This window comes from Streptomyces sp. NPDC048479 (assembly GCF_040651435.1).
Taxonomy (GTDB): Bacteria; Actinomycetota; Actinomycetes; order Streptomycetales; family Streptomycetaceae; genus Streptomyces.
Genome location: NZ_JBEZKA010000004.1, coordinates 42,593 through 68,077, shown reverse-complemented (window position 1 = coordinate 68,077; position 25,485 = coordinate 42,593). Strand labels below are relative to the sequence as shown.

General features: G+C 69.4%; 31 protein-coding genes. 12 read left to right on the top strand and 19 right to left on the bottom strand.

All coding sequences use genetic code 11. The features are described from left to right. Positions 1 to 14: 14 nt before the first annotated feature. Positions 15 to 470 carry an Lrp/AsnC family transcriptional regulator gene (locus AB0D12_RS07845; protein WP_327325384.1) on the bottom strand — a complete coding sequence of 152 codons (456 nt, stop codon included), beginning with the start codon at positions 468 to 470 and terminating at the stop codon, positions 15 to 17. A gap of 129 nt (positions 471 to 599) precedes the next feature. Between AB0D12_RS07845 and AB0D12_RS07840 the strand changes: the two genes are divergently transcribed. Next, positions 600 to 734 carry a hypothetical protein gene (locus AB0D12_RS07840; RefSeq protein WP_362678841.1) on the top strand — a complete coding sequence of 45 codons (135 nt, stop codon included), beginning with the start codon at positions 600 to 602 and terminating at the stop codon, positions 732 to 734. Between the two features lie 6 nt (positions 735 to 740). Here AB0D12_RS07840 and AB0D12_RS07835 read toward each other — a convergent pair whose 3' ends face one another. The 3 genes from AB0D12_RS07835 to AB0D12_RS07825 are packed head-to-tail and all read right to left on the bottom strand — an operon-like array spanning position 741 to position 3,819. After that, a complete protein-coding gene (locus AB0D12_RS07835; protein WP_362678785.1) occupies positions 741 to 1,427 on the bottom strand; it encodes a UbiX family flavin prenyltransferase in 687 nt (228 codons plus the stop codon). Between the two features lie 41 nt (positions 1,428 to 1,468). Continuing rightward, on the bottom strand, positions 1,469 to 2,371 hold the full coding sequence (gene mqnP / locus AB0D12_RS07830; protein WP_362678148.1) for a menaquinone biosynthesis prenyltransferase MqnP: 903 nt from the start codon (positions 2,369 to 2,371) through the stop codon (positions 1,469 to 1,471). Further along, on the bottom strand, positions 2,368 to 3,819 hold the full coding sequence (locus tag AB0D12_RS07825; RefSeq protein WP_362678146.1) for a menaquinone biosynthesis decarboxylase: 1,452 nt from the start codon (positions 3,817 to 3,819) through the stop codon (positions 2,368 to 2,370). Before AB0D12_RS07825 ends, mqnP begins: the two co-directional genes overlap by 4 nt. Before the next feature lie 89 nt (positions 3,820 to 3,908). Here AB0D12_RS07825 and AB0D12_RS07820 point away from each other — a divergent pair, with 89 nt between their 5' ends. Genes AB0D12_RS07820 through AB0D12_RS07810 form a run of 3 tightly spaced genes read left to right on the top strand, consistent with a single transcriptional unit; the run spans position 3,909 to position 5,683 of the window. Further along, a complete protein-coding gene (locus AB0D12_RS07820; RefSeq protein ID WP_362678144.1) occupies positions 3,909 to 4,319 on the top strand; it encodes a PLD nuclease N-terminal domain-containing protein in 411 nt (136 codons plus the stop codon). 1 nt (position 4,320) lies between these two features. Beyond that, positions 4,321 to 4,761 (top strand): nucleoside deaminase, encoded by a 441-nt coding sequence (locus AB0D12_RS07815; RefSeq protein ID WP_362678142.1) that lies wholly within the window; start codon positions 4,321 to 4,323, stop codon positions 4,759 to 4,761. After that, positions 4,754 to 5,683 carry a 2-oxoglutarate and iron-dependent oxygenase domain-containing protein gene (locus AB0D12_RS07810; RefSeq protein WP_362678140.1) on the top strand — a complete coding sequence of 310 codons (930 nt, stop codon included), beginning with the start codon at positions 4,754 to 4,756 and terminating at the stop codon, positions 5,681 to 5,683. Before AB0D12_RS07815 ends, AB0D12_RS07810 begins: the two co-directional genes overlap by 8 nt. Here the strand turns inward: AB0D12_RS07810 and AB0D12_RS07805 are convergent. From AB0D12_RS07805 to hemL, 8 genes are all read right to left on the bottom strand, one after another. After that, on the bottom strand, positions 5,670 to 6,203 hold the full coding sequence (locus tag AB0D12_RS07805; RefSeq protein WP_362678138.1) for an SRPBCC domain-containing protein: 534 nt from the start codon (positions 6,201 to 6,203) through the stop codon (positions 5,670 to 5,672). The two genes, AB0D12_RS07810 and AB0D12_RS07805, sit on opposite strands and share 14 nt — an antisense overlap. Positions 6,204 to 6,286: 83 nt before the next feature. After that, the gene (gene ccsB / locus AB0D12_RS07800) at positions 6,287 to 7,378 is read right to left on the bottom strand and encodes a c-type cytochrome biogenesis protein CcsB (RefSeq protein WP_362678136.1); all 1,092 of its coding nucleotides are present in this window, start codon (positions 7,376 to 7,378) and stop codon (positions 6,287 to 6,289) included. Then, the gene (locus tag AB0D12_RS07795) at positions 7,375 to 9,069 is read right to left on the bottom strand and encodes a cytochrome c biogenesis protein ResB (RefSeq protein ID WP_362678134.1); all 1,695 of its coding nucleotides are present in this window, start codon (positions 9,067 to 9,069) and stop codon (positions 7,375 to 7,377) included. Before AB0D12_RS07795 ends, ccsB begins: the two co-directional genes overlap by 4 nt. Before the next feature lie 5 nt (positions 9,070 to 9,074). Next, positions 9,075 to 9,812 (bottom strand): cytochrome c biogenesis protein CcdA, encoded by a 738-nt coding sequence (locus tag AB0D12_RS07790; RefSeq protein WP_362678132.1) that lies wholly within the window; start codon positions 9,810 to 9,812, stop codon positions 9,075 to 9,077. A 42-nt stretch (positions 9,813 to 9,854) separates the two neighbouring features. Further along, a complete protein-coding gene (locus tag AB0D12_RS07785) occupies positions 9,855 to 10,460 on the bottom strand; it encodes a TlpA disulfide reductase family protein (RefSeq protein ID WP_362678130.1) in 606 nt (201 codons plus the stop codon). 68 nt (positions 10,461 to 10,528) lie between these two features. After that, positions 10,529 to 11,764, bottom strand: a complete 1,236-nt coding sequence (locus AB0D12_RS07780; RefSeq protein ID WP_362678128.1) for a hypothetical protein — start codon at positions 11,762 to 11,764, stop codon at positions 10,529 to 10,531. A 115-nt stretch (positions 11,765 to 11,879) separates the two neighbouring features. After that, positions 11,880 to 12,554: a histidine phosphatase family protein gene (locus tag AB0D12_RS07775; RefSeq protein ID WP_362678126.1), complete on the bottom strand. Its 675-nt coding sequence runs from the start codon at positions 12,552 to 12,554 to the stop codon at positions 11,880 to 11,882. Continuing rightward, positions 12,551 to 13,867: a glutamate-1-semialdehyde 2,1-aminomutase gene (gene hemL / locus AB0D12_RS07770; protein WP_362678124.1), complete on the bottom strand. Its 1,317-nt coding sequence runs from the start codon at positions 13,865 to 13,867 to the stop codon at positions 12,551 to 12,553. Before hemL ends, AB0D12_RS07775 begins: the two co-directional genes overlap by 4 nt. A 273-nt stretch (positions 13,868 to 14,140) precedes the next feature. Between hemL and AB0D12_RS07765 the strand changes: the two genes are divergently transcribed. Next, complete coding sequence (locus AB0D12_RS07765) at positions 14,141 to 14,701, top strand: hypothetical protein (protein WP_362678782.1); 561 nt, start codon at positions 14,141 to 14,143, stop codon at positions 14,699 to 14,701. Between the two features lie 79 nt (positions 14,702 to 14,780). Here AB0D12_RS07765 and AB0D12_RS07760 read toward each other — a convergent pair whose 3' ends face one another. Both AB0D12_RS07760 and AB0D12_RS07755 read right to left on the bottom strand, forming a co-directional pair. Continuing rightward, positions 14,781 to 15,665 carry a glycosyltransferase gene (locus AB0D12_RS07760; protein WP_362678779.1) on the bottom strand — a complete coding sequence of 295 codons (885 nt, stop codon included), beginning with the start codon at positions 15,663 to 15,665 and terminating at the stop codon, positions 14,781 to 14,783. Next, positions 15,632 to 16,411, bottom strand: coding sequence for an NAD(P)H-binding protein (locus tag AB0D12_RS07755; protein WP_362678122.1), 780 nt, complete (start codon positions 16,409 to 16,411; stop codon positions 15,632 to 15,634). The genes AB0D12_RS07760 and AB0D12_RS07755 overlap by 34 nt, the downstream gene beginning before the upstream one ends. Before the next feature lie 278 nt (positions 16,412 to 16,689). Between AB0D12_RS07755 and AB0D12_RS07750 the strand changes: the two genes are divergently transcribed. After that, on the top strand, positions 16,690 to 16,986 hold the full coding sequence (locus AB0D12_RS07750) for a hypothetical protein (RefSeq protein WP_362678120.1): 297 nt from the start codon (positions 16,690 to 16,692) through the stop codon (positions 16,984 to 16,986). Positions 16,987 to 17,001: 15 nt separating this feature from the next. On the opposite strand, the gene AB0D12_RS07745 is transcribed toward AB0D12_RS07750, so the two are convergent. Further along, complete coding sequence (locus AB0D12_RS07745; protein WP_362678119.1) at positions 17,002 to 17,574, bottom strand: TIGR03086 family metal-binding protein; 573 nt, start codon at positions 17,572 to 17,574, stop codon at positions 17,002 to 17,004. 62 nt (positions 17,575 to 17,636) lie between these two features. On the opposite strand from AB0D12_RS07745, the gene AB0D12_RS07740 reads away from it, so the two are divergent. Continuing rightward, entirely contained in the window at positions 17,637 to 18,599 is a 963-nt protein-coding gene (locus tag AB0D12_RS07740) for a helix-turn-helix domain-containing protein (RefSeq protein WP_362678117.1), read from the top strand. Here AB0D12_RS07740 and AB0D12_RS07735 read toward each other — a convergent pair. Further along, positions 18,593 to 19,225, bottom strand: a complete 633-nt coding sequence (locus AB0D12_RS07735) for a hypothetical protein (RefSeq protein ID WP_362678115.1) — start codon at positions 19,223 to 19,225, stop codon at positions 18,593 to 18,595. The two genes, AB0D12_RS07740 and AB0D12_RS07735, sit on opposite strands and share 7 nt — an antisense overlap. A gap of 44 nt (positions 19,226 to 19,269) precedes the next feature. Here AB0D12_RS07735 and AB0D12_RS07730 point away from each other — a divergent pair, with 44 nt between their 5' ends. The 3 genes from AB0D12_RS07730 to AB0D12_RS07720 all read left to right on the top strand — a co-directional run bounded on the left by AB0D12_RS07730 (position 19,270) and on the right by AB0D12_RS07720 (position 21,710). Further along, the gene (locus AB0D12_RS07730) at positions 19,270 to 19,791 is read left to right on the top strand and encodes a GNAT family N-acetyltransferase (protein ID WP_362678113.1); all 522 of its coding nucleotides are present in this window, start codon (positions 19,270 to 19,272) and stop codon (positions 19,789 to 19,791) included. Positions 19,792 to 19,917: 126 nt separating this feature from the next. Continuing rightward, positions 19,918 to 20,757: an NAD(P)H-binding protein gene (locus AB0D12_RS07725; protein WP_362678111.1), complete on the top strand. Its 840-nt coding sequence runs from the start codon at positions 19,918 to 19,920 to the stop codon at positions 20,755 to 20,757. A 218-nt stretch (positions 20,758 to 20,975) separates the two neighbouring features. Beyond that, entirely contained in the window at positions 20,976 to 21,710 is a 735-nt protein-coding gene (locus AB0D12_RS07720) for a Mut7-C RNAse domain-containing protein (protein ID WP_362678109.1), read from the top strand. 57 nt (positions 21,711 to 21,767) lie between these two features. Here AB0D12_RS07720 and AB0D12_RS07715 read toward each other — a convergent pair whose 3' ends face one another. Next, complete coding sequence (locus tag AB0D12_RS07715; protein WP_362678107.1) at positions 21,768 to 22,250, bottom strand: MarR family transcriptional regulator; 483 nt, start codon at positions 22,248 to 22,250, stop codon at positions 21,768 to 21,770. A gap of 99 nt (positions 22,251 to 22,349) precedes the next feature. Next, complete coding sequence (locus AB0D12_RS07710; RefSeq protein ID WP_362678105.1) at positions 22,350 to 22,925, bottom strand: TetR family transcriptional regulator; 576 nt, start codon at positions 22,923 to 22,925, stop codon at positions 22,350 to 22,352. Positions 22,926 to 23,028: 103 nt separating this feature from the next. Between AB0D12_RS07710 and AB0D12_RS07705 the strand changes: the two genes are divergently transcribed. Continuing rightward, complete coding sequence (locus tag AB0D12_RS07705; RefSeq protein WP_362678103.1) at positions 23,029 to 24,513, top strand: FAD-dependent monooxygenase; 1,485 nt, start codon at positions 23,029 to 23,031, stop codon at positions 24,511 to 24,513. A gap of 24 nt (positions 24,514 to 24,537) precedes the next feature. Here AB0D12_RS07705 and AB0D12_RS07700 read toward each other — a convergent pair whose 3' ends face one another. Continuing rightward, the gene (locus AB0D12_RS07700; RefSeq protein WP_362678101.1) at positions 24,538 to 25,011 is read right to left on the bottom strand and encodes a hypothetical protein; all 474 of its coding nucleotides are present in this window, start codon (positions 25,009 to 25,011) and stop codon (positions 24,538 to 24,540) included. Between the two features lie 97 nt (positions 25,012 to 25,108). Here AB0D12_RS07700 and AB0D12_RS07695 point away from each other — a divergent pair, with 97 nt between their 5' ends. Next, complete coding sequence (locus AB0D12_RS07695) at positions 25,109 to 25,444, top strand: YnfA family protein (RefSeq protein ID WP_362678099.1); 336 nt, start codon at positions 25,109 to 25,111, stop codon at positions 25,442 to 25,444. Positions 25,445 to 25,485 lie beyond the last annotated feature (41 nt).

Sequence of the window (25,485 nt, the reverse complement as noted above, 5' to 3'; positions counted from 1 at the left end):
CCACCACCGTACGCCTAGCCCTCCTCGGGCAGATCGCCGACCCGGTTCTCCCACTTGGTGGAGAGCACGATCGTGGTACGCGTACGGGAGACGCCCCTCGTGCCGGAGAGCCGACGGATCGTCTTCTCCAGACCGTCCACGTTGTCGGCCCGCACCTTGAGCATGTACGAGTCGTCGCCCGCGATGAACCAGCAGTCCTCGATCTCGGCGAGGTCCTTCAGCCGGCGCGCCACATCCTCATGGTCGGCCGCGTCGGAGAGCGAGATCCCGATCAGTGCCGTGACACCGAGACCGAGCGAGGCGGCGTCGACGGTGGCCCGGTAGCCGGTGATGACACCTGCCGCCTCGAGGCGGTTGATGCGGTCGGTGACGGAGGGCCCCGAGAGCCCGACGAGCCGGCCGAGCTCGGCGTACGAAGCCCGGCCGTTCTCCCTGAGCGCCTGGATGAGCTGCCTGTCCACCGCGTCCATATGCCTGGACCCTTCCATTGTTCAGCGATCTCGCAAGTTTACGTATAGAATCTAAGGCATGCAGGGTCTACACCCTGCAAATCTTTCAGACGTTCAGCAATGATCCTTCGAAACTTCAGGAGTGGCACCGTGTACTCGATCGAGATGGCCTACGCCCACATGCGACAGCTGCAGGAGCTGGCCAACCGCTCGCGTGCCCATCAGCCCGCTGCCGCCCACCGGATCGACAAGACCCGCACGGCTCGCCGCGCCAAGAAGCGCTAACCCGGGCTAATCCGCACGAGGGCCACCCAGCTCTCCCTCCCAACGGCGGTACAGCTGATGCGACACCCCTGCCGCGTCCAGCACCCGCCCGGCGACGAAGTCCACCAGATCCTGGATGTGCGTCGCCCCCGCGTAGAACGCCGGAGAGGCGGGCAGCACCACGGCGCCCGCCTCGTCCAGTGTCACCAGATGCTTGAGGGTCTGCCCGTTCAGCGGGGTCTCCCGCACCGCGACCACGAGCTTCCGCCGCTCCTTGAGCGTCACGCTCGCCGCGCGCTGCAGCAGGTCCTTCGAGAGCCCGAGCGCCACCCCGGCCACACACGCCGTGGACGCCGGCACGATCAGCATCCCCTTCACCGGATACGAACCGGACGAAGGCCCGGCGGCCAGATCCCCCGCGGCCCAGTGCCGTACGGCATCGACATCGACCCGGAAGGTGCCAGGCTTCCCGTCGGCCCCGCGCGCCAGCCACTCCCGCAGATCCTCGCGCCAGTACGCGTCGCGGAAGGCGATCCCGGTCTCGTCGAGCAGCGTCAGCCGCGAGGCGCGGCTGACCACCAGGTCCACACTCTCGCCCGCGGCCAGCAGCCCGCGCAGTACAGCGGCGGCGTACGGCGTCCCGGACGCGCCGGAGACCCCCACCACCCACGGCTGACGGCTCTTCACTTCCACAGGCTCCACACCTCTGACCATATCCGGCGGCTCGCGGTCTTCAGCCGTCACCTGCGCCATGGCTACACGGTCAGGCCGCGCACCAGCAGATCGAGCAACGCACACGCGAAGAGAGCCATCCCGATGAAGCCGTTGACCGTGAAGAACGCACGGTTGAGACGGGACAGGTCGTGCGGCGTCACGATCGTGTGCTCGTACAGGAACGCCGCCACGACGATCACCAGGCCCAGCCAGAAGAACCCGCCCGCATCCGTGGCCAGCGCGTACCAGACCAGCAGGACCGTGGTGACGACATGCGAGACGCGCGCGCCGTACAGCGCGGCCGGGATGCCGAAGCGGGCCGGGACGGACATCACGCCGTGCGCACGGTCCGCCTGGACGTCCTGGCAGCCGAAGATCAGGTCGAAGCCGCCGATCCAGACGCCGACCGCGAGACCGAGGATCACCGCGTCCCAGGACCACTGGCCGGTGATCGCGATCCATGCGCCGACCGGCCCCATCGCCTGGGCGAGTCCGAGGATGGCGTGCGGGAAGTTCGTGAACCGCTTGCCGTACGGATAGACCACCATCGGGATCACCGCGATGGGGGCGAGCGCGAGGCACAGCGGGTTCAGCGCTGCGGCCGCCCCGAGGAAGACGACCACGGCGACCAGTGCGCCGGTCCAGGCCGACCTCACCGACACCGCGCCGGTCACCAGCTCGCGTCCCGCGGTACGCGGATTACGGGCGTCGATCTCGCGGTCGATGATGCGGTTGCAGGCCATCGCGAAGGTGCGCAGACCCACCATCGCGATCGTCACCAGCAGCAGCCGCCCCCAGTGGATGTTCCCGTCCAGCTGGAACATCGCGGTCAGCGAGGCGATGTAGGCGAAAGGGAGCGCGAAGACCGAGTGCTCGATCATCACCAGCCGGAGAAAGGCCTTGGTCCCACCGGGTTGCGGGACTGCGGCGGCGGCACTGCTCACAGGCCGTACTCCTTCCAACGGCGGTCGACCTTCGCCGCCGTCTCCGGGTCGGACTCGACCATGTTCGGCCAGCCGCCGTCCCGTACGTACCCCTCCTCGGGGAGCTTCTTCGTCGCGTCGATGCCCGCCTTGCCGCCCCAGAACTGCTGGTACGAGGCGTGGTCGAGGTGGTCGACCGGGCCCTCGACGACGGTCAGGTCACGGGCGTAGTCGGTGTTGCCGAGCGCCCGCCACGAGACCTCGTGCAGATCGTGGACGTCACAGTCGGCGTCCACGACGACGATCAGTTTCGTCAGCGACATCATGTGCGCGCCCCAGATGGCGTGCATGACCTTCTGTGCGTGCTTCGGGTACTTCTTGTCGATCGAGACGATCGCGCAGTTGTGGAAGCCACCGGACTCGGGCAGGTGGTAGTCCACGATGTCCGGCACGATGATCTTGAGCAGGGGCAGGAAGAACCGCTCCGTGGCCCGGCCCAGCGGACCGTCCTCCGTCGGCGGCCGGCCCACCACGATCGACTGCAGCAGCGGGCGCTTGCGCATCGTGACGCAGTCGATGGTCAGTGCCGGGAAGGGCTCCTGCGGGGTGTAGAAGCCGGTGTGGTCGCCGAAGGGACCCTCGGGGAGCATCTGGCCGGGCTCCAGCCAACCCTCGATGACGACCTCGGCGTTCGCCGGGACCTGCAGCGGCACCGTCTTGCAGTCGACCATCTCGATCCGCTTGCCCTGGACGAAGCCCGCGAAGAGATACTCGTCGATATCACCGGGCAGCGGCGCGGTGGACGCGTACGTCACGGCCGGCGGGCAGCCGAAGGCGATCGCGACCGGCAGTCGCTCACCACGCTTGGCCGCCACTTGGTAGTGGTTGCGGCTGTCCTTGTGGATCTGCCAGTGCATGCCGATGGTGCGCCTGTCGTGGCGCTGCAGGCGGTAGAGACCGAGGTTGCGTACGCCCGTCTCCGGATGCTTGGTGTGCGTGAGGCCCAGGTTGAAGAAGGAACCGCCGTCCTCCGGCCAGGTGAACAGCGCCGGCAGCTGGTCCAGGTCCACGTCGTCGCCGTGCAGGACGACCTCCTGCACCGGCGCGTCCTTCACCTTCTTCGGCGGTACGTGCACCATCGTGCCGAGCTTCCCGAAGGCCTCGCGCACACCGACGAAGCCGTGCGGCAGCTCCGGCTTGAGCAGCCCGCCGATCTTGTCGCTGATCTCCGCGTAGGACTTCAGGCCGAGCGCCTTGAGCAGCCGGCGGTCCGTACCGAAGACGTTCATCGCGAGCGGCATCGCGGATCCGCGCACATTCTCGAAGAGCAGCGCGGGACCGCCCGCCTTGTTCACGCGGTCGACGATCTCCCCGACCTCCAGACAGGGGTCGACCTCGGCCTTGATGCGCTTGAGGTCTCCCTCGCGCTCCAGCGCCCGGAGCAGGGAGCGAAGATCGTCGTAAGCCATGCCAACCAGTATCGGCCACCCACTACCCTGTACCCGTCACCGGGGCCTACGGCGCCCCGCCACCGCTCCCCCGGGGGGATCGCACCACCATGCTCCGGTATCTGCCCTTCCTGCTGGTCCTGGCGCTGTGGATCTACGCCTTCATCGACTGCCTCAACACCCCTGAGCAAGAGGTCAAACACCTCCCCAAGGTGGTGTGGATCATCATCGTGCTGCTCTTCGGCGAGGTGCTGATCGGCCCGGTCGCCTGGCTCGTCGCCGGCCGGGCGCGCAAGGTCTCCGCCGACGGCGGCACACCCTCCCAGTGGCACCGCAACCACCGCACGGAGTGGGTCGCACCCGACGACAACCCCGACTTCCTCAAGTCCCTGAAAGACGAGGCCGCACCTTCCAAAGATGTGAAGGACGAGGCACTCCTCAAGGACTGGGAGGCGGATCTGCGCCGCCGCGAGGAGGAGCTCAAGCGCCGCGAGAACGGCGACGGCCCCGAGCAGTCCTGACATGCAGTACGAGCAGTGGCTGGCGACAGCCGTGGCCGAGGCGCGGACAGGGCTGGCCGAGGGCGGGATTCCGATCGGGGCCGCGCTCTACGGCGCGGACGGCTCGCTGCTGGGCCGCGGTCACAACCGGCGCGTACAGGACGGCGATCCGTCGATGCATGCCGAGACCGCGGCCTTCCGGGCGGCCGGCCGGCAGCGCTCGTACCGGGGTACGACGATGGTGACGACCCTCTCGCCCTGCTGGTACTGCAGCGGTCTGGTCCGGCAGTTCGGGATCTCCAGGGTGGTGGTCGGCGAGGCGGCCACCTTCCACGGCGGGCACGACTGGCTGGCCGAACACGGCGTGGAGATCGTGCTGTTGGACGACGCCGAGTGCAGGAGCCTGATGCGTGACTTCATCAAGGCCAACCCCGAACTGTGGAACGAGGACATCGGTGACTGATTCCGGGATTCCCAGCATCGACCTGCGCCCCTGGCTCACCGGGGATGCGGCCGTCCGCGCGGAGATCGCGGCGACCGTCGACCAGGCCCTGCGGACCGCCGGATTCCTCCTGGTCACAGGACACGGAATCGACCCAGGGCTGCGTGCCGAGATCCGGGAGGTGGCAAGGGAGTTCTTCCGGCTGCCGTCCGGCGTCAAGGAGCAATACGCGGTCAAGGTCGGCGGACGCGGCTGGCTGGGACCCGGCGCCGAGGCGAACGGGTACGCCGAGGGTACCGAGACTCCACCGGACCTGAAGGAGTCGCTGTCCTTCGCGGCCGAGGACCCCACCGGCGCCCCGGCGGTCGACGCCGAGTGGTTCCTGCCCAACACCTGGCCGGCCGAGGTGCCGGGACTGAAGGAGCGGGTGGAGACGTATCTCGGGCAACTGCGGGCGCTCTCCGATCTGCTGCTGGAGCTTCTCGCGGTCGCGCTGGGCGAGGCCGAGGACTTCTTCACCCGGCACACCGGGCATCCCACCTGGGGTTTCAACATCAACTGGTACCCGGGGACGGACACCGTCGGCGAGCCGCAGCCCGCCCAGTTCCGCATCGGCCCGCACACCGACTTCGGCACGGTCACGGTCCTGGACCGGCAGGCGGGCAAGGGCGGGCTGCAGGTGTTCACCGACGAGGGCGGCTGGGAGGACGCGCCGTACGACCCCGAGGCGTTCACCATCAACATCGGGGATCTGATGGCCCGCTGGACGGGCGACCGCTGGCGCTCGGGCCGCCACCGGGTGCTGCCGCCGCCGGCGGACGTACCGGCCGAGGAGCTGATCTCGCTCGTCTACTTCTACGAGTGCGATCCGGGCACCGAGGTCCGGGGCATCGATTCGCACACCTACCTGCGGGCTCAGCTCGACGCGATCACGGCCGGCTGACGTCGCGCTCCCGGGCCACGTACGCCTCGCGCAGCTCCTGCCGGCGCTCCGGAGTCCAGCCGGACCAGTCCTTCGGCCGCCCGTCGAGCGCGTCGACGAGGTACTCGAAGTGGTTGTGCCAGCCCGCCAGGGAGTCCAGACGCAGCTCGTCGTCGCCGTTGAACTCGTTGGTGAAGCGGACCGTCGTGCCGGTGCTGCCGGCCGGCTCCAGATGGAAGCGCATCCGGCCGGGGAGGGTCTCCACGGTGTACTCGGCGACGCGCTCGACGTCCCAGGCGGTGATGCGGCCCTCGACGACCGTGTGCCGTCCCTCGGCATCCGTGTCCGGCCGGCGCAGCGTGACCACGCCGCCGAGCCGGGGCTCGAGCACATCGGCGGCCGCGAGCCAGCCCAGCAGGCCCCCGGGTGTGGCCACGGCCGCCCAGACCCGGTCCACGGGGTGGGGGAGGCGGAGCTCGAAGTGAAGGGTGTGGGTGTCTCCCTCGCTCCGGCTGGTGCCCTGGTCGATGGTTGCGGTCATGGCACCAGCCTCGCGCGCACTCAGCCGTTCCGCACGCCTGCGCCGCCAGGGGCGTGGGCGACGGTCGGACGCGTGCGTAACGGTCAGACGCCGGCGTAGGAGTGCTTGCCGGTGACGAAGATGTTCACGCCGTAGTAGTTGAAGAGCCAGCAGCCGAAGGCGATGAGCGCCAGGGTTGCCGCCTTCCGGCCCTTCCAGCCTGCGGTGGCGCGGGCGTGCAGATAGCAGGCGTACGCGACCCAGGTGATGAAGGACCAGACCTCCTTGGGGTCCCAGCCCCAGTAGCGGCCCCAGGCGTCGCCGGCCCAGATCGCGCCCGCGATGATCGTGAAGGTCCAGAGCGGGAAGACCGCGGCGTTGATGCGGTACGCGAACTTGTCGAGCGATGCGGCCGCGGGCAGCCGCTCCAGGACCGAGGTCGCGAAGGCGCCGGGCTGCTCGCCGCGGGCGAGCTTGTTCTCGTAGCTGTCACGGAACAGATAGAGCAGCGTGCCGACCGCGCCGAGGTAGAAGACCGCACCGCAGAAGATCGCCGTGGAGACGTGGATCCACAGCCAGTACGAGTGCAGGGCCGGGACCAGCTGGTCGCTGTCGGTGTACAGCCAGGTGGTGGCGATGCCCAGGTCGGCGAGCACGGTCGCGACCAGCAGCAGGCCCATCCAGCGGACGTTCTTCCCGGCGAGCAGGAAGCCGAGATACGCGCCGACCGCCACCGTGGAGAAGGTGATGGAGAACTCGTACATGTTGCCCCAGGGGGCCCGCTGCACCGACAGTGCGCGGGCGACGACGCCGCCCGCCGCGATGAAGAAGCCGAGGACGGTCAGCGAGACGGCGATCCGGCCGTACAGATCGCCCTTCTCGGTGCCGCCCGCGGCACCGGGCCCGTCCGGGACGTCACGCGTGCCGGCCGCCGAGCGGGTGATGACCTTGGGCTTGTCCAGTACGGCGGTGCCGCCGCCCTGCTGCTTCACCTGGACCTTCACCGAGCCGGCCGCCGCAGCGGTGCCGGTGCCGGTCAGCGCGGAGGCGGTACGGCCGACCTTGCTGCGGCTGCCGAAGACCCATTCGGAGATATGGGCGAGAAAGGCCAGCGTGTAGACGGCCATCGACGAATAGATCAGCACATTGCTGATGTGCGCCAGATTTTCGTTGGTGGTTGCGGCGGCGAGAGTCACTTCTCAGCCCCTTCGGCAGGTACATCTGCGGGATCGGGATCTGGCGCGGTCGGCGCCTCTGCATGGAGCGTGCCCGCCAGATCGGCCAGCTCCTCGGGAAGCTTCGGGGACTCGCTGCGGCCGAGCCCCGCCATTTCGACGACGGTCACGCCGTCCTCCCCCGCCACGGCCCGGACCCAGACCCGGCGGCGCTGGATGAACAGCGAGCCGACGAGGCCCCCGATGGCGGCGATCGCGCCGGTCAGCGCCCAGCCGCTGGCGGGCTGCTGCGAAATCTGGAAGCTGGCCCACTCCTTCACTTCCTTCTCGAAGGTGATGGAGCCCGCGCCGTCCGGCAGCGTCATCTTCTCGCCGGGCAGCAGCCGTGCCTTGAGGATCTGGCCCTTGGCGTCCTTGAACTGCGTCAGCTTGCGGGTGTCGAGCTGGTACACGTTCTGCGGCAGACCGGCGTTGACGCCGAGGCTGCCGTGGTAGCCGGTGAGGGCGAGCACCGGGAACTCGAGACCCGGGAACTGCGAGAACATCGTGCCCTTGCCCGCGCCCCCGAACGTCGGCACGAAGAACGCCTGGAAGCCCAGCTGGACCTTCCTGCCGTTCTTGTCGCGGTAGCCGTCCATCACCTTGATCGCGCCGGTCGATGTGATGTTGTTGTCGATCGGCAGCAGTGGCACCGCGCCGTTGAAGACGACCTTGCCCCTGCCGTCCCGGACGGTGACGACGGGCGCGTATCCGTGCGACAGCAGATAGACCTTGGTGCCGTCGACGACCAGGGGCTTGTTGACCTGGATGACGGACTTCTTGTCCGGGCCGTCGCCCTGGGAGTAGCTGACGTCGGCCTCGAAGGTGCGCGCCGTGCCGCGCTGCGGCCCGCTCTTCTCGTACGTGCCCGTGAACTTGTCCAGCGTGAAGCTGAACGGTGCGAGCTCGTCCGTACTGAACATCGAGCCGGACTTGAAGTCGTCGTACTGGGTGAGGCTGTTCGAGAAGCCGTCGCCCTCGACGATCAGCTTGCCGCCCTCCGACTTGAAGAGCTGGCCGACGGCGAAGGCGACCAGCATCACGATCAGCGCGATGTGGAAGAGGAGATTGCCTGCCTCGCGCAGATAGCCCTTCTCCGCGGCGACCGCGTCGCCGACGGTGTGGGCGCGGAAGCGGCGCTGCTTCAGTATCGCGAGCGCGGCGGCGCGCACCTGCTCGGGCTCCGCCTCACTGCGCCACGTGGTGTACGCGGGCAGCCGGGTCAGCCGGCCGGGGGCGCCCGGCGGCCGGCCGCGGAGCTGGCCGGCGAACTGCCAGGTGCGCGGCACGATGCAGCCGATGAGGGAGACGAACAGCAGGATGTAGATCGCCGAGAACCACACCGAGCTGTATACGTCGAAGAACTGCAGCTTCTCGTAGAGCGGCGAGACCGTCCTGTGCGCCTCCTTGAAGGTCTGCACCTTCAGCTCGTCCACGCTGTTCTGCGGGATGAGGGAGCCGGGGATCGCGCCGAGGGAGAGCAGGAACAGCAGGATCAGCGCGACCCGCATGGAGGTCAGCTGCCGCCAGAACCAGCGGGCCCAGCCGAGGACGGAGAGGGAGGGACCGGCGATGAGCTCTTCCCTGGGAGCGGTGGAGAGCTGGGCTCCGGCCGCTCCGAGGTCCTTGCCGTCCTGGCTGTCCCTCTGCTCGTCGGACGCTGTCTTGCTCATGGAACTCAGATCCCCACCGTGAAGCCGTTGGTCCAGCCCTGCATGCCCTGCACCAGGCTGTCCCAGACACCGGTCAGCAGCAGCAGACCGGTCGCGATCATCATGATGCCGCCGATCCGCATCACCCAGGCGTAGTGGCGCTTGACCCAGCCGAACGCGCCGAGCGCCTTGCGGAAGGCCACCGCGGCGAGGACGAACGGCAGGCCGAGGCCGATGCAGTACGCGACCGTCAGTATGGCCCCACGGCCCGCGCTCGCCTGCTCGGCGGCGAGGGCGTTCACGGACGCGAGCGTCGGGCCGATGCAGGGCGTCCAGCCGACGCCGAACAGCGCGCCCAGCAGCGGTGCGCCGGCCAGACCGGTCACCGGCCGCTTGTGGAGGCGGAATTCGCGCTGGGTGAGCCAGGGCATCAGCCCCATGAAGAAGACGCCCAGCAGGATCATCAGCACGCCGAGAACCTTGGAGAGGGTCTCCTTCTCGCCCTGGAGGGTCGCGCCGAAGTAGCCGAAGAGCGCGCCGCCGGAGACGAAGACGGCGGTGAAGCCGAGGACGAAGAGGGACGCTCCGGCGACCATCCGGCCGCGCTTGGCCTCGGCCAGGTCGCTGCCGCTGACCCCGGTGACGTACGAGAGATAGCCGGGTACGAGCGGCAGTACGCAGGGCGAGAAGAAGGAGACGAGGCCACCGAGTACGGCGATGGGCAGCGCGACCAGCAGCGCCCCGCTGAAGACCGTCTCGTTCACTGGGGCTCACCCCAGGAGCACGGCGTCACAGCTTCCACAGGATCACTTCTCCGCGATCAACGGGTCGATGATCTTGCGGAGTGCCGTGGCGTCGAGCGCTTTGAGGGAGCGGGCGGCGATCTTTCCCTCGCGGTCGAGCACGATCGTGGAGGGAATGGCCTGCGGATTGAGGCTGCCCTTGGGGAAGCCATTGACGATCAGCTTGCTCACCGGGTCGTACAGACTGGGGTACCCGATCTCGAAATCCTTCTCGAAGGCGAGCGCCGGGCCCTTGTTGGGGTCTCGGGTATTGATCCCGACGAACTCCACACCCTTCGACTTCGTCTCCTTGGAGACCTTCGCGAAATGCGGGGCCTCGGCGCGGCAGGGCGGGCACCACGAGCCCCAGGCGTTCATCACGACGACCTTGCCCTTGAGGTCGGCGATGTCGAGCGGCTTGCCCTCGAGGGTCTCGCCGGACAGCTTGTTGGGGGCAGTGCGCTTCCCCTTCGCGACGGTGGAGATACCGCCGGAGTCGGTGACGAAGTTGGTGTTGCCGCCACCGCCGGACTTGCCGTTGGAGTCACCGCTGCAGGCCGACAGGCTGAGCGCGCCGACTGCGACCACGGCGGTCAGCAGGGCGGCGCGGGAGGCACGGCTAAGGCTCATGTGAAAAGTTTCGCATGGCCGTTCCGGGGATCTTTCCGCGCCCCCCGGGGTGCCCGGATAGCCCCTTGTCAGGCTGCCTTAAGGAATGTGTTCCAGCCGCCGGCCGGGGACTGACCGACCTCGAGCGTACGGAGCTTGGCGAGCACCTTCGGGTCCTGGACGTCGAGCCAGTCGCAGAACTGCCGGAAGGAGACCAGCCGTACGTCCTTCTTGCCGGCCATGCCCTTGAGTGCTTCCTCGACGGCGTCCATGTAGATGCCGCCGTTCCACTGCTCGAAGTGGTTGCCTATGTAGAGCGGCGCGCGATTCGACTCGTAGGCGCGCTTGAATCCGGCGAGATAGGCCTCGGTGGCCTGCTTCTTCCAGCCGGGATAGCGCTCGGGCATGCCCTTGGTCGAATTCTTCGACTGATTGGCGAGGATGTTGTAGTCCATCGAGAGCACCTCGAAGGAGTGCCCGGGGAACGGCACCTGCTGCAGCGGCAGATCCCAGAGGCCCTGTCGCTTTTCGGGCCACATCTGGCGGCCGCCGGGTGAGCTCGCGTCGTAGCGCCAGCCGAGCTTCTTCGCGGTGGGCAGCAGCTTGTCCTGGCCGAGCAGACAGGGGGTGCGGGCGCCGACCAGTTCCTTGCGGTAGTCGAACGGCAGCGGGTCGATGTCGGTCCAGCCGGTGTTCGTACGCCACTCGGTGACGAACTTCACAGCCTGGTCGATCTCGTTCTGCCAGTCCGCGGGCGACCAGTTGCCGACCGTTCCGGAACCGGCGCAGAAGTGCCCGTTGAAGTGCGTGCCTATCTCATGGCCGTCGAGCCATGCCTGGCGTATGTACTTCAGCGTCGCCTTGATGTGGTCGTCGGTGAGATAGCCGATGTCGGACGCGCCGATGCCGTTGTTCGGAGGGCGGTAGAGCGTCTTCTTCGACTCGGGGAGCAGATAGATCCCGGAGAGGAAGAAGGTCATCGCCGCATCGTGATTCTTGGCGAGTTCGAGGAAGCGCGGGAAGAGGCCGTTGCCGACCTCGCCCGCCCCGTCCCAGGAAAAGATCACGAATTGCGGCGGCGTCTGGCCCGGTTCGAGAGGAACGGGCTTCGGCGGCTGATGCGGCTGCTTTCCGGTGTCGGCCGTGGAACCGTCGCCGATCGGCCGCCCTTCGATCTTGGAGGGTTTGCCGCCCTTGCCGCCGCCCTTGCCGGACCCGGCCTGTCCCGCTCCGCCCTGGCCGGTGGAGCCGCAGCCCGCGATCCCGATCGCGGCCGCCGCCCCAAGTCCCGCCCCGAGCAAACCCCTTCGACTGACGTCGCGCATATCGTCCCCATCCGCGCTCTCTCTTGGTCCAGAGAGCCCATCCACACCGGCACCGACTTAGATGCCGGGTGGAAGGCGGAGGTTCCGAAGGGTGCCCAACTATTTTCGTGAGCAACTACGCACCGAATGCTTTGGACTTGCCCTTCACGGGTTTCGCTCCCGCCAGAAGATGCGCCGGTACGAGATCGCGTGCCGGCTCGGTGTAGCCGACCGAGACAATCTTGTCGTCCTGATACGTGAAGGTGGTCAGGGACGCGAGAGTGCACTGCCGGCGGCGCGGATCGTGCCAGAGCCGGCGCCGCTCGACAAAGCTCCGCACGATCCAGATCGGCAGCTGATGGCTGACGCAGACGGCCTCGTGCCCGCGGGCCGCGTCCCGCGCGGAGTTCAGCGCACCCATCATCCGTACGACCTGATCGACGTACGGCTCACCCCAGGACGGGCGGAACGGGTTGGTCAGATGCTTCCAGTTGGCCGGCTTGCGCAGCGCGCCGTCGCCCACTCCGAAGGTCTTGCCCTCGAAGACATTGCCTGCCTCGATCAGCCGCTCGTCGGTGTCGAGGGTGAGTCCGTGGCTCTTGGCGACGGGCGCGGCGGTCTCCTGCGCGCGCTCCAGCGGCGAGGACACCACATGGGTGATGTCGCGGCCCGCGAGATGCTCGGCGACCCGGTCGGCCATCTGCCGGCCGAGCTCGGAGAGGTGGTAGCCGGAACGGCGGCCGTACAACACCCCGTCGGGGTTGTGGACCTCGCCGTGCCGCACCAGATGGACGACGGTGATCTCGCTCATGCGGACACCTCCGTCGCCTCGGCGGCGGCGCGGGCGGCGGAGGGAAGTGCGGCGGCGATCCGCTCGATCGCCCGCTCGTCGTGGGCCGTGGAGACGAACCAGGACTCGAAGGCGGACGGCGGCAGATAGACGCCCTGGGAGAGCATCGCGTGGAAGAAGGCGTTGAAGCGGAAGGACTCCTGCTTCTTCGCGTCCTCGTAGTTCCTGACGTCCCTGTCCGTGAAGAAGACGGAGAACATATTGCTCGCGGTCTGCAGCCGGTGGGCGACGCCCTCCTTGGCGAGCGCGTCCGTCAGCAGCGTCTGGATCGCGGCCGAGACGGCGTCGATCTTCTCGTACGCGGCGTCGTCGAGCAGCCGCAGCTGTGCGAGGCCGGCGGCGGTGGCGACGGGGTTACCGGAGAGGGTGCCCGCCTGGTAGACGGGGCCGGCCGGGGCGAGGTACTCCATGATGTCCTTGCGGCCGCCGAACGCGGCGGCCGGGAAGCCGCCGCCCATGACCTTGCCGAAGGTCATCAGGTCGGGCGCGACGCCGTCGACGCCGTACCAGCCGGCCTTCGACGTACGGAAGCCGGTCATGACCTCGTCGGAGATGTACAGCGCGCCGTTCCTGGCGCAGGCCGCCTTGAGCCCCTCGTTGAAGCCCGGCCGCGGCGGTACGACGCCCATGTTGCCCGGCGAGGCCTCGGTGATCACGCACGCGATCTCGCCCGGGTGGTTGTGGAAGGCCTCGTGCACCGCTTCGAGATCGTTGTACGGCAGCACGATGGTGTCGCCGGCCTGCGCGCCCGTGACCCCCGGGGTGTCCGGCAGCCCGAAGGTCGCCACCCCGGAGCCGGCCGCGGCGAGCAGCGCGTCCACATGTCCGTGGTAGCAGCCGGCGAACTTCACGACCTTGGCCCGGCCGGTGAAACCGCGGGCGAGGCGGATCGCGGACATCGTCGCTTCCGTACCGCTGGAAACAAGCCGTACCTGCTCCACCGGCTCGACGCGGGCCACGATCTCCTCGGCGAGGGCGACCTCGCCCTCGCCCGGCGTACCGAAGGAGGTGCCGCGGGCGACCGCGGCCTGCACCGCCTCGATGACGGCCGGGTGGGAGTGCCCGAGGATCATCGGACCCCACGAGCAGACGAGGTCGACATACTCGCGCCCGTCCGCGTCAGTGAGGTACGGGCCGGTACCGGACACCATGAACCGGGGCGTACCGCCCACGGCGCGGAAGGCACGGACGGGAGAGTTCACGCCGCCGGGCGTCACGAGTGACGCGCGGTCGAAAAGCGCCTGCGAAACTGGGGCTTCGTATGAATACGACACTTTGGTCCTGATCTGCGATGCGGGCGGTCGAGGGGCCGGGACAGATGATCTCGGCCACCGGTGAGCGGATGGGGCGATCTCCTCGTATTACAAAAGGGCGTCATCCCTCTCGCGTCTGCGAAACTGGGGCGACATAGGGAAAGCTCACGGAATCCATGGTGTCAGAGGCCCCGAAGTTCTTGCGGACCGGTGTTTCACAGCACTTTCGTGGGGGAGGTCACTGTCACGATGATCGGGTTGCGCGGCGGGGGCTGCGAGTGGTCGGGTGGAGATATGCATCGCGGTGGCGGACTGGGCGAGGGGACCGACGACCTGGGTCCTGAGCCTGCCCGGCGGGGAAAGCACCGGCGAGGCGATGCCGGTGCGGATGAACCCATGGGAAGCAGGAGCGGCCGAGTGGGGGTGACCTACAAATACTTCGGCGCACCTGACGGGGCCACTGCCGCTCGGGTGCCGATTTCGATGCGCCCTGAGGAGCTGGGCGGCGACGAGCTCGGCATGGGCGGAATGTTCGCCAAGATCAAGCCGGAGACCATAGCCGCCATGGTGCTCACGGGTATCCAGGGCATGCCGCTGAACAAGGTGCCGCCGCTGGAGCTGGTGGTTCTCCACCCCGACTATGCGGTGGTCAAGCTTCCGATGACGGTGGTCGACCCGCTGCGCGGCATCGGCGAGGAGTCGGTGGGCGCGGCCGCCTTCATCTGGTCGACGGTCCCGGACCGGGGCGGTCCGCGCGACGCTTTCAATGTCTACCAACTGCTGCACGAGTGGCAGGATTTCTCGGTGCGGCTCCACGAGGCGGGGCACCAGCCGTACTGCCTGGTGTGGCCCTGAGCCGTCAGGAGCCTTCGGCTGCGGCCGTCTCTGCCGCTTCGGCCGTGGCTACTGCGGCGGCGGCTGCGGCTGCGGCTGGCTAGATGACCGGCGGGCGTCCCAGGCGGGCCATCCGCCACACAGTGCTCCAGCGCATCGGCCGCCGCTTCCCGCACGGCGTACGGACTCCCTCCGCGAAACCGCCGAACCAGGCGCGCAGGCCGGGCGCCGACCACGTACGGAGCACCGTGAGCGCGGTCCAGGTTCCCAGGTAGACCGGCGCGAGCGGGGCCGGAAGATGGCGTTTCGCCAGCCAGACCCGGTTGCGGGCGGTCATGCGGTAGTACTCCGCGTGCCGGGCCGGAGACGTACGCGGATGCTGCAGCACCAGCTCCGGCGCGTAAACGATCTTCCAGCCGCTGTCCAGAGCACGCCAGGCCAGGTCGGTCTCCTCGTGCGTGAGGAAGAAGTCGTCCGGCCAGCCGCCGATCTGGTCGAGCATCGTCATCGACAGGGCGTGGCCGCCGCCGAGGAACGTGGTTACCGGGCCGCCGCGCATCGGATCGCCGGAGCGCAGCCGGGGCACGTGCCGCCGCTGGGTGAAGCCGGTCTCGTCGGCGATACGGAAACTGACGATGCCCAACTCCGGATCGGTGGCGTACAGGTCGCCGATCCGGCGGAAGACGTCCGCCGCGATCAGCAGCCCGTCGTCGTCGAGGTCGACCAGGACGTCCACGTCCCCGAACTCCCGCAGTCGGGCCATGGCGGCATTGCGGCCGCCGGACACGCCGAGGTTCTCCGGCAGTTCGACGGCGGTCGCGCGGTCCGGGAGCTCGGGCAGTTCGGAGACCGGCGAGCCGTTGCAGACGACCACCACGCGCGTCGCGGGGCAGTCCTGCCGGGCCACCGAGTCGAGCAGGGCTCGCAGTTCGGCGGGCCGCGTGCCCCTCGTCAGTACGGCCACACCCACACGCGGTCGGGACACATCAGGCACGTCCACAGGCTCCCCTCGGGATGGTGGGCGGCGAGTCTAGGCCGCTCCGACGTAGCCACACCCGCGCGCAGCGCCCGTCCCGTCCTCCCCGGCAGTGGCAACGGCAGCAGCAGCGCCCGCCGGCCGGTGAGCGCGCGCCAGCGCCGGGCCAGCGCCCGCACGTCGACGGTCTCCGGTCCGGCCACCTCGAAGCGTCCGTGCCGCGGCGCCGCCTCGGCGACGTCCGCGACCGCCCGGGCCACCTCGGCACACGCCACTGTCTGCAGCCGCCCCCGCGGCACCGGCAGCACCCGCCACCGTGCGCCCGCCGTGAACGCCATGTCCATCAGCTCATGGAACTGCGTGGCGCGTACAACGGTCCACGGCACCGGCCCGTGCTCCACGACTGCCTCCTGGTCGGCCTTGACCTTGAAGTAGCCCATCGGCAGCTGGTCGCAGCCGACGATCGACACACAGACATGGTGGCCCACGCCCGCGGCCTCTTCCGCGGCCAGCAGCCGTCGTGAGCCCTCGACGAGCGTCTGCGCAGCCTGCTTCGCCGACGACTGGCTGTTGCTCGCGTCGACCACGACATCGCAGCCCACAAGCGCGTCGGCCAGCCCCTCCCCGGTCGTCAGGTCGACGCGGTACTCCGGGGAGCTCCGGCTGAGCACCCGTACGTCGTGGCCTCGCGAACGCAGCTCAGCGGCCACGCGTCGGCCCAGCGTTCCTGTTCCTCCAGCAATTGCGATCCTCATGTCTCCATGACGACACAGCCGCTCGCGATGTGACATCGGGAGCGCCTGCCGTACGCCGACGCCGTCCGCCCCGCCGGACAGCCATACGATTCCGGGCGACACACAGCGTCCCGAGCGTGACCTCGCCGCTGTTTCTGCTGCTCACGCTCGTCCAGGGAGTGCCTGCCGGAATGCTCGTCGGGTGTCTTCTCCGGGCGCGCGGGCAGGGCTAGGTTGGACAGCGCGGCCGCCCGAGACCTCGGCAGCGTGAACTTCCTGTCCACGCGCGGAGGTCCACCGTGAACCCTGTATTGATGCTCGTCGTCGTGGCCCTGATCGGCTTCGGGTTCATGGAGCCCGTCCTGTGGGTGGCCGCGGCTGTGCTGGTCTTCGGCCATGTCCGTTACGGTCGCGGCGGCAGCCGTCCCGGAGGCCGGGGCGACATGGAGTACCGGGAGTACCGCGACCGCCGCGACCACCAGGCCCGCCTGGAGCGGCGCTACCAGCGGGAGAACCGGGGCCGCCTGACCCGCCAGGCCCGCCGCCAGGGCAAGCAACCGGGCGGCCGCGACGGGAGTCCGCCGACGAGGCGGTAGCACCGCTTCCTCCTGTTACGGCTGCCAGTGCGGATCCCGGCCGGTCAGGGCCAGCACCCGGTCGAACTCCGATGCCCGCTCCCCCTCCGCCAGCGGGAACGGCTCGCCGAACACGCCTCCCTTACGCGCCATCGGCGCCATCTCCGCGAGCGAGGGCCCGAGTTCACCGATCACAACCGGGTCCGGCGTGAACTCCTGCCCGGTGGCGCGGGCCAGGTCCCAGGCGTGCACCGTCAGATCGCCCAGCACCATCTGCCCCACGGTCCTGGCCGGCAGGCCCATGGTCCCCGTCGTGCCCTCCTCGGCGCCGGGAACCGCCCACGCCGCGACGAGCGCGGCGGCCTCGTCGGCGAACCGGCCTCGCCAGTCACCGTGGGTGTAGTGCCGCACGGAGGCGAAGTCGGCATCCTTCCGCGCCGCCAGGGCCTGGAAGTTGATCACCACCTGGAGGAGGTGATCGATCAGGTCGCGTACGTCGTACTCGGTGCAGGGGGTCGGGTCGGCCAGCCGGTCGTCGGCGATGCCGCGTACCACCGGTACGGCACGTTCCACGGCGGATTCGAGCAGGTCACTGATGCTGTTCGTCATGGTTCGACGGTAGGCGCGGCCGACGTCCTGCGTATTGAACAAAGGCGACATAGGATCCCGGCATGGCAGGTCCGCGACGCGACACCCGGGGCATCGTCGAAGCCCAAGAGCTCTTCGCGCGCGTACGATTCCGCCGCCGCGAGCCCGCCCCGGCACTGCGTCCGTATCTCGAGCACTACTGGCTCATCGACTGGGACTTGACGGAGCCGTACGCCTCCCATGTGGTGCCCCATCCGTCCGTGAACGTCGTCTTCCAGCGGTACGGCGACAAGGCCGGCTGGGGCGAGGTCGCGGGCATCGGCCTGCGGCTCTTCACACAGAAACTGGAGGGGCGGGGCCGGGTGTGCGGGGTGCAGTACCGCCCCGGCGGCTTCCGGCCGTTCGCGCCGGACCGGCCGGTGTCCGACTGGACGGGACAACGGCTGCCGATCGCGGACGTTCTGCCGGGCGCGGACCAGGACACCGTCCTCGGGATCCTCGGACCGGGAGCGGCGGAGGAAGGGCGGCCGGGGGTACAGGGCCAGGCGGGGGCGGAGGCCCAGTCGGAGGCCCAGTCGGAGGCCCAGTCGGAGGACGCGCGGGTCGCCGCGCTGGACGCCTTCCTGCTGGGGCTCGAGCCGGACGCCGACCCGCAGGCGCTGCGCGCGATGGCGCTGGTCGATCTGGTGCGTACGGACCGCTCGATCCGGCGGGTCGCCGAGCTGGCGGCCGCGGAAGGAGTGTCGGCGCGCTCGCTGCAGCGGCTGTTCGCCGCGTACGTCGGGGTCGGTCCCAAGTGGGTCATCCTGCGCTATCGCATCCACGAGGCGCTGGAGCGCGCCGAGTCGGGCGAGGGCCCGGCGGGTGAAGGCCCGATGGGTGAGGGCCCGGGCGACGGCGACCGTTCGGGAGGCGGTCTTGACTGGGCAGCGCTCGCCGCTGAGCTCGGGTACAGCGATCAGGCGCATCTCGTACGGGACTTCACGGCGACGGTGGGCGTCCCGCCGACCGCGTACGCGCGCCCGCCCCTTGGCAACTCTCAGTAGCTCTCGGTGACGCCGACCGCGCCCGAGCCATTGGCCGCCGCGTACCGCAGCACCCGCAACGGCCCGTCCAGCAGCGTGCGCGCATCGAATTCCGGGGCGTCGCTCATGGCCGACATCCAGGCGTCGATGCGGGCGAGGGCCTCGGTGCGGCGTGGCCCGGTGACGGCGAGTGCGGACTCGGCGTGCGGGAGGACGGCGCGTACCTCGGCGGCGGTCAGCAGAAAGTCGCCGAACCAGCCCGGCAGTCGGGCTGCGGCCTCCGCCCCTAGCCCGTAGCAGAGAGCGCCGGCCGGGTCGCCCTTGCGCGCCGAGGCAACAAACGTGGCGCTCCCTTCCGCATCGCGCAGCATGGCCATGCCGGCCTCTTTCATGGCAGCGACAGCCGGGGAGCTCGGGCCGCCGCTGCGTGCGAAGGCGGCGAAACGGAGGGCGGCGTGGGTGGGTTCGGGCGTGAAGTACGGCTCGCGGTCGCCGCCGCCGAGCCACCAGGTCAGATCCTCGGCGTAGCCGGGAGGTGTGGTCCACTCCCCCGCGAGGTCTCCCGTCAGATGGACGAACCGTCCGGGCAGGGCGGCGACTTCGGCGTCGGGAACGGCGCCGACCGCCCATACACCGGTGAAGCTCATCTTCCGACCCCCGGTTGTCCGACCCTCGTCCTACAGTGCGTGGCATGGAGATCAAAGCATCGACGGTACGGATCGAGCCATGGTCCGAAGGCGACTTCGACCTGCTCCGCGCTGCGAACGCACCGGAGCTGATGGGTCACCTGGGGGGCCCGGAGACGGAAGAGCAGCTGATCAAGCGGCACCAGCGGTATGTCGATCTGAGCGCGGACCGGACGGGCAAGGGCCGGATGTTCCGCATTGTGCTGGCGCGGAGCGAGGAGGTCGTCGGCACCGTCGGCTTCTGGGAGCAGACGTGGGACGGGGGGCAGGTGTACGAGACGGGGTGGAGTGTCCTGCCCGGGTTCCAGGGGCGGGGCATCGCGACGGCGGGCACGCTGGCGGTCGTCGCGATGGCGCGGGCGGAGCACAAGCACCGCCATCTGCATGCCTTCCCGTCCGTGGCCAACGGCCCCTCCAACGCGGTGTGCAGGAAGGCAGGATTCGAACTGGTGGGCGAGTGCGACTTCGAGTACCCGCCCGGCCAGATCCTGCGGTCCAACGACTGGCGCATCAGCCTGATGGATTAGGAGGGCGGGGCCCGCTTGACGAGCGGGCCCCTTTCGCGGATATTTATCTGCGTCACGCAGCTTCTGTGCAACGTAGAATATTTTCGTTTGCGGCTGCCCCTCTCCGAGTTACGAAGGAATCCCTTCATGCCCATCCTCGTCACCGGAAGCCGCGGCCAGGTCGGCTCCACCCTCATAACGCTCCTGCACGAGTCGGGAGTCGACGTCCGCGCCGCATCCGGCAGCCCCGAGAAGCTCAGCCTGCCCGCGGGCGTCAGGGCCGTGAAATGCGCCCTCGACGACCCCGCGACCTTCCCGGCCGCCCTCGAATCGGTCACCTCCGTCTTCCTCTACGCCGAGCCGTCGCAGATCGGCGCCTTCCTCGAAGAAGCCGCGGAGGCAGGGGTCGAGCACATCGTGCTGCTCTCCTCCAGCTCGGTCCTCGACCCCGGCGCCGCCGACAACCCGGTCGCCGCGTCCCATCTCGCGGTCGAGCAGGCGCTGGCGGCCTCACCCCTCGAAACGACCGTCCTGCAGCCCGGCGCCTTCGCGAGCAACGCGCGCCCGTGGCTGTGGGCACTGCGGTCCACGGGCGCGATCGACCTTCCGTACCCGGGCAGTTACGGCGATCCGATCCATGAGCGGGACATCGCCGAAGCCGCGCTCGCGGTCCTCACACGGCCGCTGCTGCGGGGCGCGACGTACCACCTGACCGGTCCCGAGTCCCTCACCTTCACCGAGCAGATCGCGATCCTCGAGCACGCCACGGGCCGCACCATCCCCTTCAACACCGTGACACGCGAGGCCTGGAAGGAGTCCATGGCCGACTACATACCCGCCTCCTTCGCGGACGGGCTGCTCGACTACTGGGCCTCGACGAACGGTTCACCCACTCCTCTCACCAGCAACGTCGAGGAGCTGACCGGGCACCCGGCCCGGACCTTCGCCGAGTGGGCAGAGGAGAACGCGGATTCCTTCCGCGCCTGACCGGATCCCACCGGGCCGCACTGGACCCGGCCGGACCGGTCGGCCGCAGCTCCACCCCATCAGGCCCGCCGGACCCCGCGGATCCCGCAGGAGCCCGCAGGAGCCCGCAGGAACCCGCTCGGACCCCGCGGATCCCGCAGGAACCCGCCGGACCCCGCGGATCCCGCCGGACCGGAAGGCCCTGGCTGACGCGCGCCGCCCGATGACATGCTTGCCGCGTGAACGGACCGGAAATCACCCTCAGCGTCGCCCCTGAGCTGCGTCTCTTCGTCCCGTCGGAGCGCCGCGCGGGCCGTACGACCCTGGTCACCGACGGCTCCTCGACACTCGGCCATGTCGTCGAGTCACTCGGCGTCCCGCTCACCGAGGCGGGCCGGCTGCTCGTCGACGGCCGCCAGGTCGCCGTGTCCCACATCCCGCGCGCGGGCGAGAACGTCGAGGTCCGCTCCGTCGAGCGGCCGCAGCAGGTGCCCGGTGCGCCGCTGCGCTTTCTGCTCGACGTCCACCTCGGCACACTGGCGCGGCGGCTGCGGCTCCTCGGCGTCGATGCGGCGTACGAGAACGAGGACATCGGCGACCCCGCCCTGGCCGCGCTCTCGGCGGAGGAGCGGCGGGTACTGCTCTCCCGGGACCGCGGGCTGCTGCGGCGGCGGGAGCTCTGGGCGGGGGCGTACATCTACAGCGACCGGCCCGAGGACCAACTCCGGGACGTACTGGGGCGGTTCGCGCCGGTGCTCGCGCCATGGACCCGCTGCACGGCATGCAACGGCCGGCTGACCGACACCGACAAGGACTCGGTCCAGGCGCATCTTGAGCAGGGCACACAGCGCTCGTACGACGTCTTCGCGCAGTGCACGGCGTGCGAGCGCGTCTACTGGCGGGGCGCGCACCACGCACGGCTGGAAGCGATCGTCGAGGACGCGCTGCGCGAATTCGGCGGCGCTGCCGCGTAGTGCGTCAGCGCCGTGGGGCCGCGGGGCCGTGCCTGAAAAATGCGGTGGTGCCGTAGTTCAGAGTTGCCCGCCGCGCAGCCGCTCGACCTGCGCGGCGCTGAGCTCCACAGTCCGTCGCATATGAGCCGTGAGCAGGGCGATCTCGTCGTCGCTGTACGCATCGAACATCGCGAACCAGGCGCCATTCAGCTTCTGCCACACAGCACCGAACTCCGCAATGCGCTCGGGCACGAGGGTCACGAGCACCCGTCGCCGGTCCGCGGTGTCGCGCTCACGCGTGACATAACCGGCCCTCTCCAGCCGGTCGACGAGCCGCGTCGCGGACCCGGTGGTGAGCCCGGTCAGCTCGGCGACCCGACCGGTGGTGACGGGCTCCGGCTCCAGGCTGAGCAGATTGAGGCACTGCAGATCGGTGGGGTGCAGCTGCAGATGTTCGGCGAGCGCCTGGTTGAAGAGGGCGTACGAGGCCATATAGCGGCGCGACGCGGTGGACAGCTCGCCCATCAGCCCGCTGCGGCCCTCCGTACTCTTCTGCGTCATGCAGAGATTGTACGGCGCAGTCTCGGTGCAACTCTGCACAACTCGGCGAAGGCTCGACGGCCCAAGTCCTCCCCAACGACCCAGGCTCAACGGCACCAGCTACGGTCGCTCGTCCGTCAGATAGCGCTGCACGGTCGGGGCCAGCCAGCTCACCACCTCCTCACGGGTCATCTCGACGGCAGGCGGGAAGTGGAGCACATAGCGCGCAAGCGCCATGCCGAGGATCTGCGAGGCGACAAGTGCGGCCCGGCGGGGAGCCTCGGCGGGGTCCGGGCAGACGCCGACGGCGACGGGCCCGAGCTGCCCCTTGAAGATCTGGTGCGCGCGCTCGGCTGCCGCCGCATTGGTGACGCTGGCCCGCAGCAGAGCGGTCAGCACCTCGTCCTGCTCCCACCGGTCGAGGAAGTGGGAGACGAGTACCGCGCCTATGTGCTTGCGGGGCAGAGCACCCAACTCCGGTAGCCGCAGGTCGAATTCGGAGGCGGCGGCGAACAGCCCCTCCTTGTTTCCGTAGTAGCGCATGACCATCGACGGGTCGATGCCGGCGTCGCGCGCGATGGCACGGATGGTGGCGCGCTCATACCCGTCGGCCGCGAAGCGCTCGCGGGCGGCTTCGAGGATCGCGGCCTTGGTGGCATCGGAGCGGCGTGGACCGCTGGGGGCTTCCGTCGTCATGCCAACAACTGTAGGCCAACAGGTGTTGACATGCCAGCGCTGCTGGCTCTACATTTGCCAACAAGCGTTGACCAACAAACGTTGGCATTCAGGAGGCAAAGCCATGACCGGCAAGCCCAGCACCAACGGAACATCCCGCGCAGCCGATGCAGCGGGCGACATCACTGACGTCCTCGTCGTGGGCGCGGGCCCCACCGGGATGCTGCTCGCCGGCGACCTCGCCGCAGCGGGCATCTCGGTCACGGTCATAGAACGCCGTCCGCACGAGACCAGCAATATGACGCGCGCCTTCGGGGTGCACGCCCGCACGCTTGAGCTCCTCGACGCCCGGGGCCTGGCCGACGAGCTGGTCAAGAAGGGCACCCCGATCACCGGCCTGCGGCTGTTCGGCCGGCTTTCGCTGGACCTGTCCCGGCTGCCGTCCCGCTTCCCCTATCTGCTGATCACCCCGCAGTACGAGGTGGAGCATCTGCTGGAGCGCCGGGCACTGTCCACCGGCGTCGACTTCCGGTACGGGATGGAACTGCTCGGCCTGCACCAGTCCACCGACGCGGACGCAGGCTCGGGCTCGGACGCAGGCTCGGGCTCGGTCACCGCCGAGATCCAGGACGCCCAAGGCGTGCGGACCACCCTCCGGGCCCGCTATCTGGTCGGCACCGACGGAGTGCGCAGCGCCGTGCGCAAGTCCCTGGGCCTGCCGTTCCCGGGCGTCTCCGTGATCCGGTCCATCGTCCTTGCGGACGTGAAGCTCACCGAGGAGCCCGAAAACCTGCTCACCGTCAACGGCACGGGAGACGCCTTCGCCTTCATCGCCCCCTTCGGCGACGGCTGGTACCGGGTCATGGGCTGGAACCGCAAGCGCCAGGTCCCCGACAGCGAGCCCGTCGGCCTCGAGGAGGTGCGCGAGATCACCCGTCTCGCCCTCGGCACCGACCACGGCATGCACGACCCCCGCTGGATCTCCCGATTCCACAGCGACGAGCGCCAGGTCCCCGCCTACCGGACCGGTCGCGTCTTCCTCGCCGGCGACGCGGCGCACGTCCACTCCCCGGCCGGCGGCCAGGGCATGAACACCGGCCTCCAGGACGCGGCGAACCTCTCCTGGAAGCTCGCCTCGGTCCTCCACGGCGACGCCCCCGACCCTCAGGCCCTGCTCGACAGTTACCAGACCGAGCGGCACCGCGTCGGCGCGATGGTGCTGCGCAGCAGTGGCGCAATCGTCCGCCTCGCCATGGCCCACACTCCGCTTCAGCGCACGGCCCGCTCCCTCGCATCCCGGTTCCTGAACGCGGTCCGTCCCGCCGCCGACAGAGCGATGGGCATGATCTCCGGGATCGGCGTCTCGTACGGCGCGACGCGCGGCGCCCACCGCCTCACGGGCAGGCGCGCACCGGACCTGGATCTCACTGAGGGCCGGCTCTACGAACTGCTGCGCAAGGGCGAGTTCGTGCTGGTCGGCCCGGCAGGCGAGACACCCGCGGCCCCAGCCGCCCCCGGCCGTGTCATACGGGCGCACTGGACGACGGACCGCCGCACCGCGCTCCTGATCCGCCCCGACGGCTATATCGCCTGGGCAGCCGACCGCTGAGCAGCCCGCCGGGAAGGCACCCGCTCAGAAGACGTACCGGTCCCCGGTCGCGGGCACCAGCACCCGGTGCTCGTTGTTCTGCGGGTTCCGGTCGGTCGCGCCGCCGTTCCATTGCGTACCGACGGTCACGACGACCTCGTCCGGTGTGCCCACCGTCCTCAGATCGAGCGCGAGCTGCCGTCCGACCCCGCCCGCCGGCAGCGAGCCCGTGGCACAGAACACCACCCGGTCTTCGGCCCACAGACACCCGGCCGGCAGTTCCTGCGCTCCGGCCAGAGGCACCGAGAAGGACAGCCGCACGGTCGCGTTCGTGAGGCTGGAGGGGCCGTGACTCTCACTCAGCAGCCAGACCGCCAGCCACCCGTCCGTCAGCGAGACATGGCCGTGGTGCGCCACATCCGACTCCGGCGCGATCACCCGGTCGCCCGCGGCCGCGCTCGCCCCCGAACCGACCACCATCACCGCCGCGGCGGACACCGCCCACAGCGCCTTGCGCATCGCACACATAGTCAGAAGATACCGATTAATCCCCATTGAACCTGATTATTCATCAGCTCCGGCGAGTCTCCGGCCTCCTGCATGACAGCCTGTATCCATGCTCGTCGCCCGTTCCGCCGCTCTCTTCCTCGTCGCCGCCCTCTTCGAGATCGGCGGAGCCTGGCTCGTCTGGCAAGGGCTCAGGGAGCACCGGGGCTGGATCTGGATCGGCGCAGGAGTCATCGCCCTCGGTGCGTACGGCTTCGTCGCCACTCTCCAGCCGGACGGCGAGTTCGGGCGCATCCTCGCCGCGTACGGCGGAGTCTTCGTGGCGGGCTCGATCGCCTGGGGCATGGTCGCCGACGGCTATCGCCCCGACCGCTGGGACGTGATCGGAGCCATGGTCTGCCTGGCGGGCATGGCCGTGATCATGTACGCCCCCCGCGGCCGCTGACTCCGCGACCCGCACAAGGCCGCCTATCCTGGCCGTAATAG

Coding starts and splice junctions, on each gene's coding strand:
- AB0D12_RS07740 (WP_362678117.1), top strand. CDS start 17,637: ATGGCAGGTCCGCGACGCGACACCCGGGGCATCGTCGAAGCCCAAGAG.
- AB0D12_RS07845 (WP_327325384.1), bottom strand. CDS start 470: ATGGACGCGGTGGACAGGCAGCTCATCCAGGCGCTCAGGGAGAACGGC.
- AB0D12_RS07710 (WP_362678105.1), bottom strand. CDS start 22,925: ATGACGACGGAAGCCCCCAGCGGTCCACGCCGCTCCGATGCCACCAAG.
- AB0D12_RS07825 (WP_362678146.1), bottom strand. CDS start 3,819: ATGGCTTACGACGATCTTCGCTCCCTGCTCCGGGCGCTGGAGCGCGAG.
- AB0D12_RS07705 (WP_362678103.1), top strand. CDS start 23,029: ATGACCGGCAAGCCCAGCACCAACGGAACATCCCGCGCAGCCGATGCA.
- AB0D12_RS07780 (WP_362678128.1), bottom strand. CDS start 11,764: ATGCGCGACGTCAGTCGAAGGGGTTTGCTCGGGGCGGGACTTGGGGCG.
- AB0D12_RS07795 (WP_362678134.1), bottom strand. CDS start 9,069: ATGAGCAAGACAGCGTCCGACGAGCAGAGGGACAGCCAGGACGGCAAG.
- AB0D12_RS07700 (WP_362678101.1), bottom strand. CDS start 25,011: ATGCGCAAGGCGCTGTGGGCGGTGTCCGCCGCGGCGGTGATGGTGGTC.
- AB0D12_RS07735 (WP_362678115.1), bottom strand. CDS start 19,225: ATGAGCTTCACCGGTGTATGGGCGGTCGGCGCCGTTCCCGACGCCGAA.
- AB0D12_RS07815 (WP_362678142.1), top strand. CDS start 4,321: ATGCAGTACGAGCAGTGGCTGGCGACAGCCGTGGCCGAGGCGCGGACA.
- AB0D12_RS07775 (WP_362678126.1), bottom strand. CDS start 12,554: ATGAGCGAGATCACCGTCGTCCATCTGGTGCGGCACGGCGAGGTCCAC.
- AB0D12_RS07835 (WP_362678785.1), bottom strand. CDS start 1,427: ATGGTCAGAGGTGTGGAGCCTGTGGAAGTGAAGAGCCGTCAGCCGTGG.
- AB0D12_RS07765 (WP_362678782.1), top strand. CDS start 14,141: ATGCATCGCGGTGGCGGACTGGGCGAGGGGACCGACGACCTGGGTCCT.
- AB0D12_RS07745 (WP_362678119.1), bottom strand. CDS start 17,574: ATGACGAACAGCATCAGTGACCTGCTCGAATCCGCCGTGGAACGTGCC.
- AB0D12_RS07730 (WP_362678113.1), top strand. CDS start 19,270: ATGGAGATCAAAGCATCGACGGTACGGATCGAGCCATGGTCCGAAGGC.
- AB0D12_RS07725 (WP_362678111.1), top strand. CDS start 19,918: ATGCCCATCCTCGTCACCGGAAGCCGCGGCCAGGTCGGCTCCACCCTC.
- AB0D12_RS07715 (WP_362678107.1), bottom strand. CDS start 22,250: ATGACGCAGAAGAGTACGGAGGGCCGCAGCGGGCTGATGGGCGAGCTG.
- AB0D12_RS07695 (WP_362678099.1), top strand. CDS start 25,109: ATGCTCGTCGCCCGTTCCGCCGCTCTCTTCCTCGTCGCCGCCCTCTTC.
- AB0D12_RS07820 (WP_362678144.1), top strand. CDS start 3,909: ATGCTCCGGTATCTGCCCTTCCTGCTGGTCCTGGCGCTGTGGATCTAC.
- AB0D12_RS07805 (WP_362678138.1), bottom strand. CDS start 6,203: ATGACCGCAACCATCGACCAGGGCACCAGCCGGAGCGAGGGAGACACC.
- AB0D12_RS07785 (WP_362678130.1), bottom strand. CDS start 10,460: ATGAGCCTTAGCCGTGCCTCCCGCGCCGCCCTGCTGACCGCCGTGGTC.
- AB0D12_RS07755 (WP_362678122.1), bottom strand. CDS start 16,411: ATGAGGATCGCAATTGCTGGAGGAACAGGAACGCTGGGCCGACGCGTG.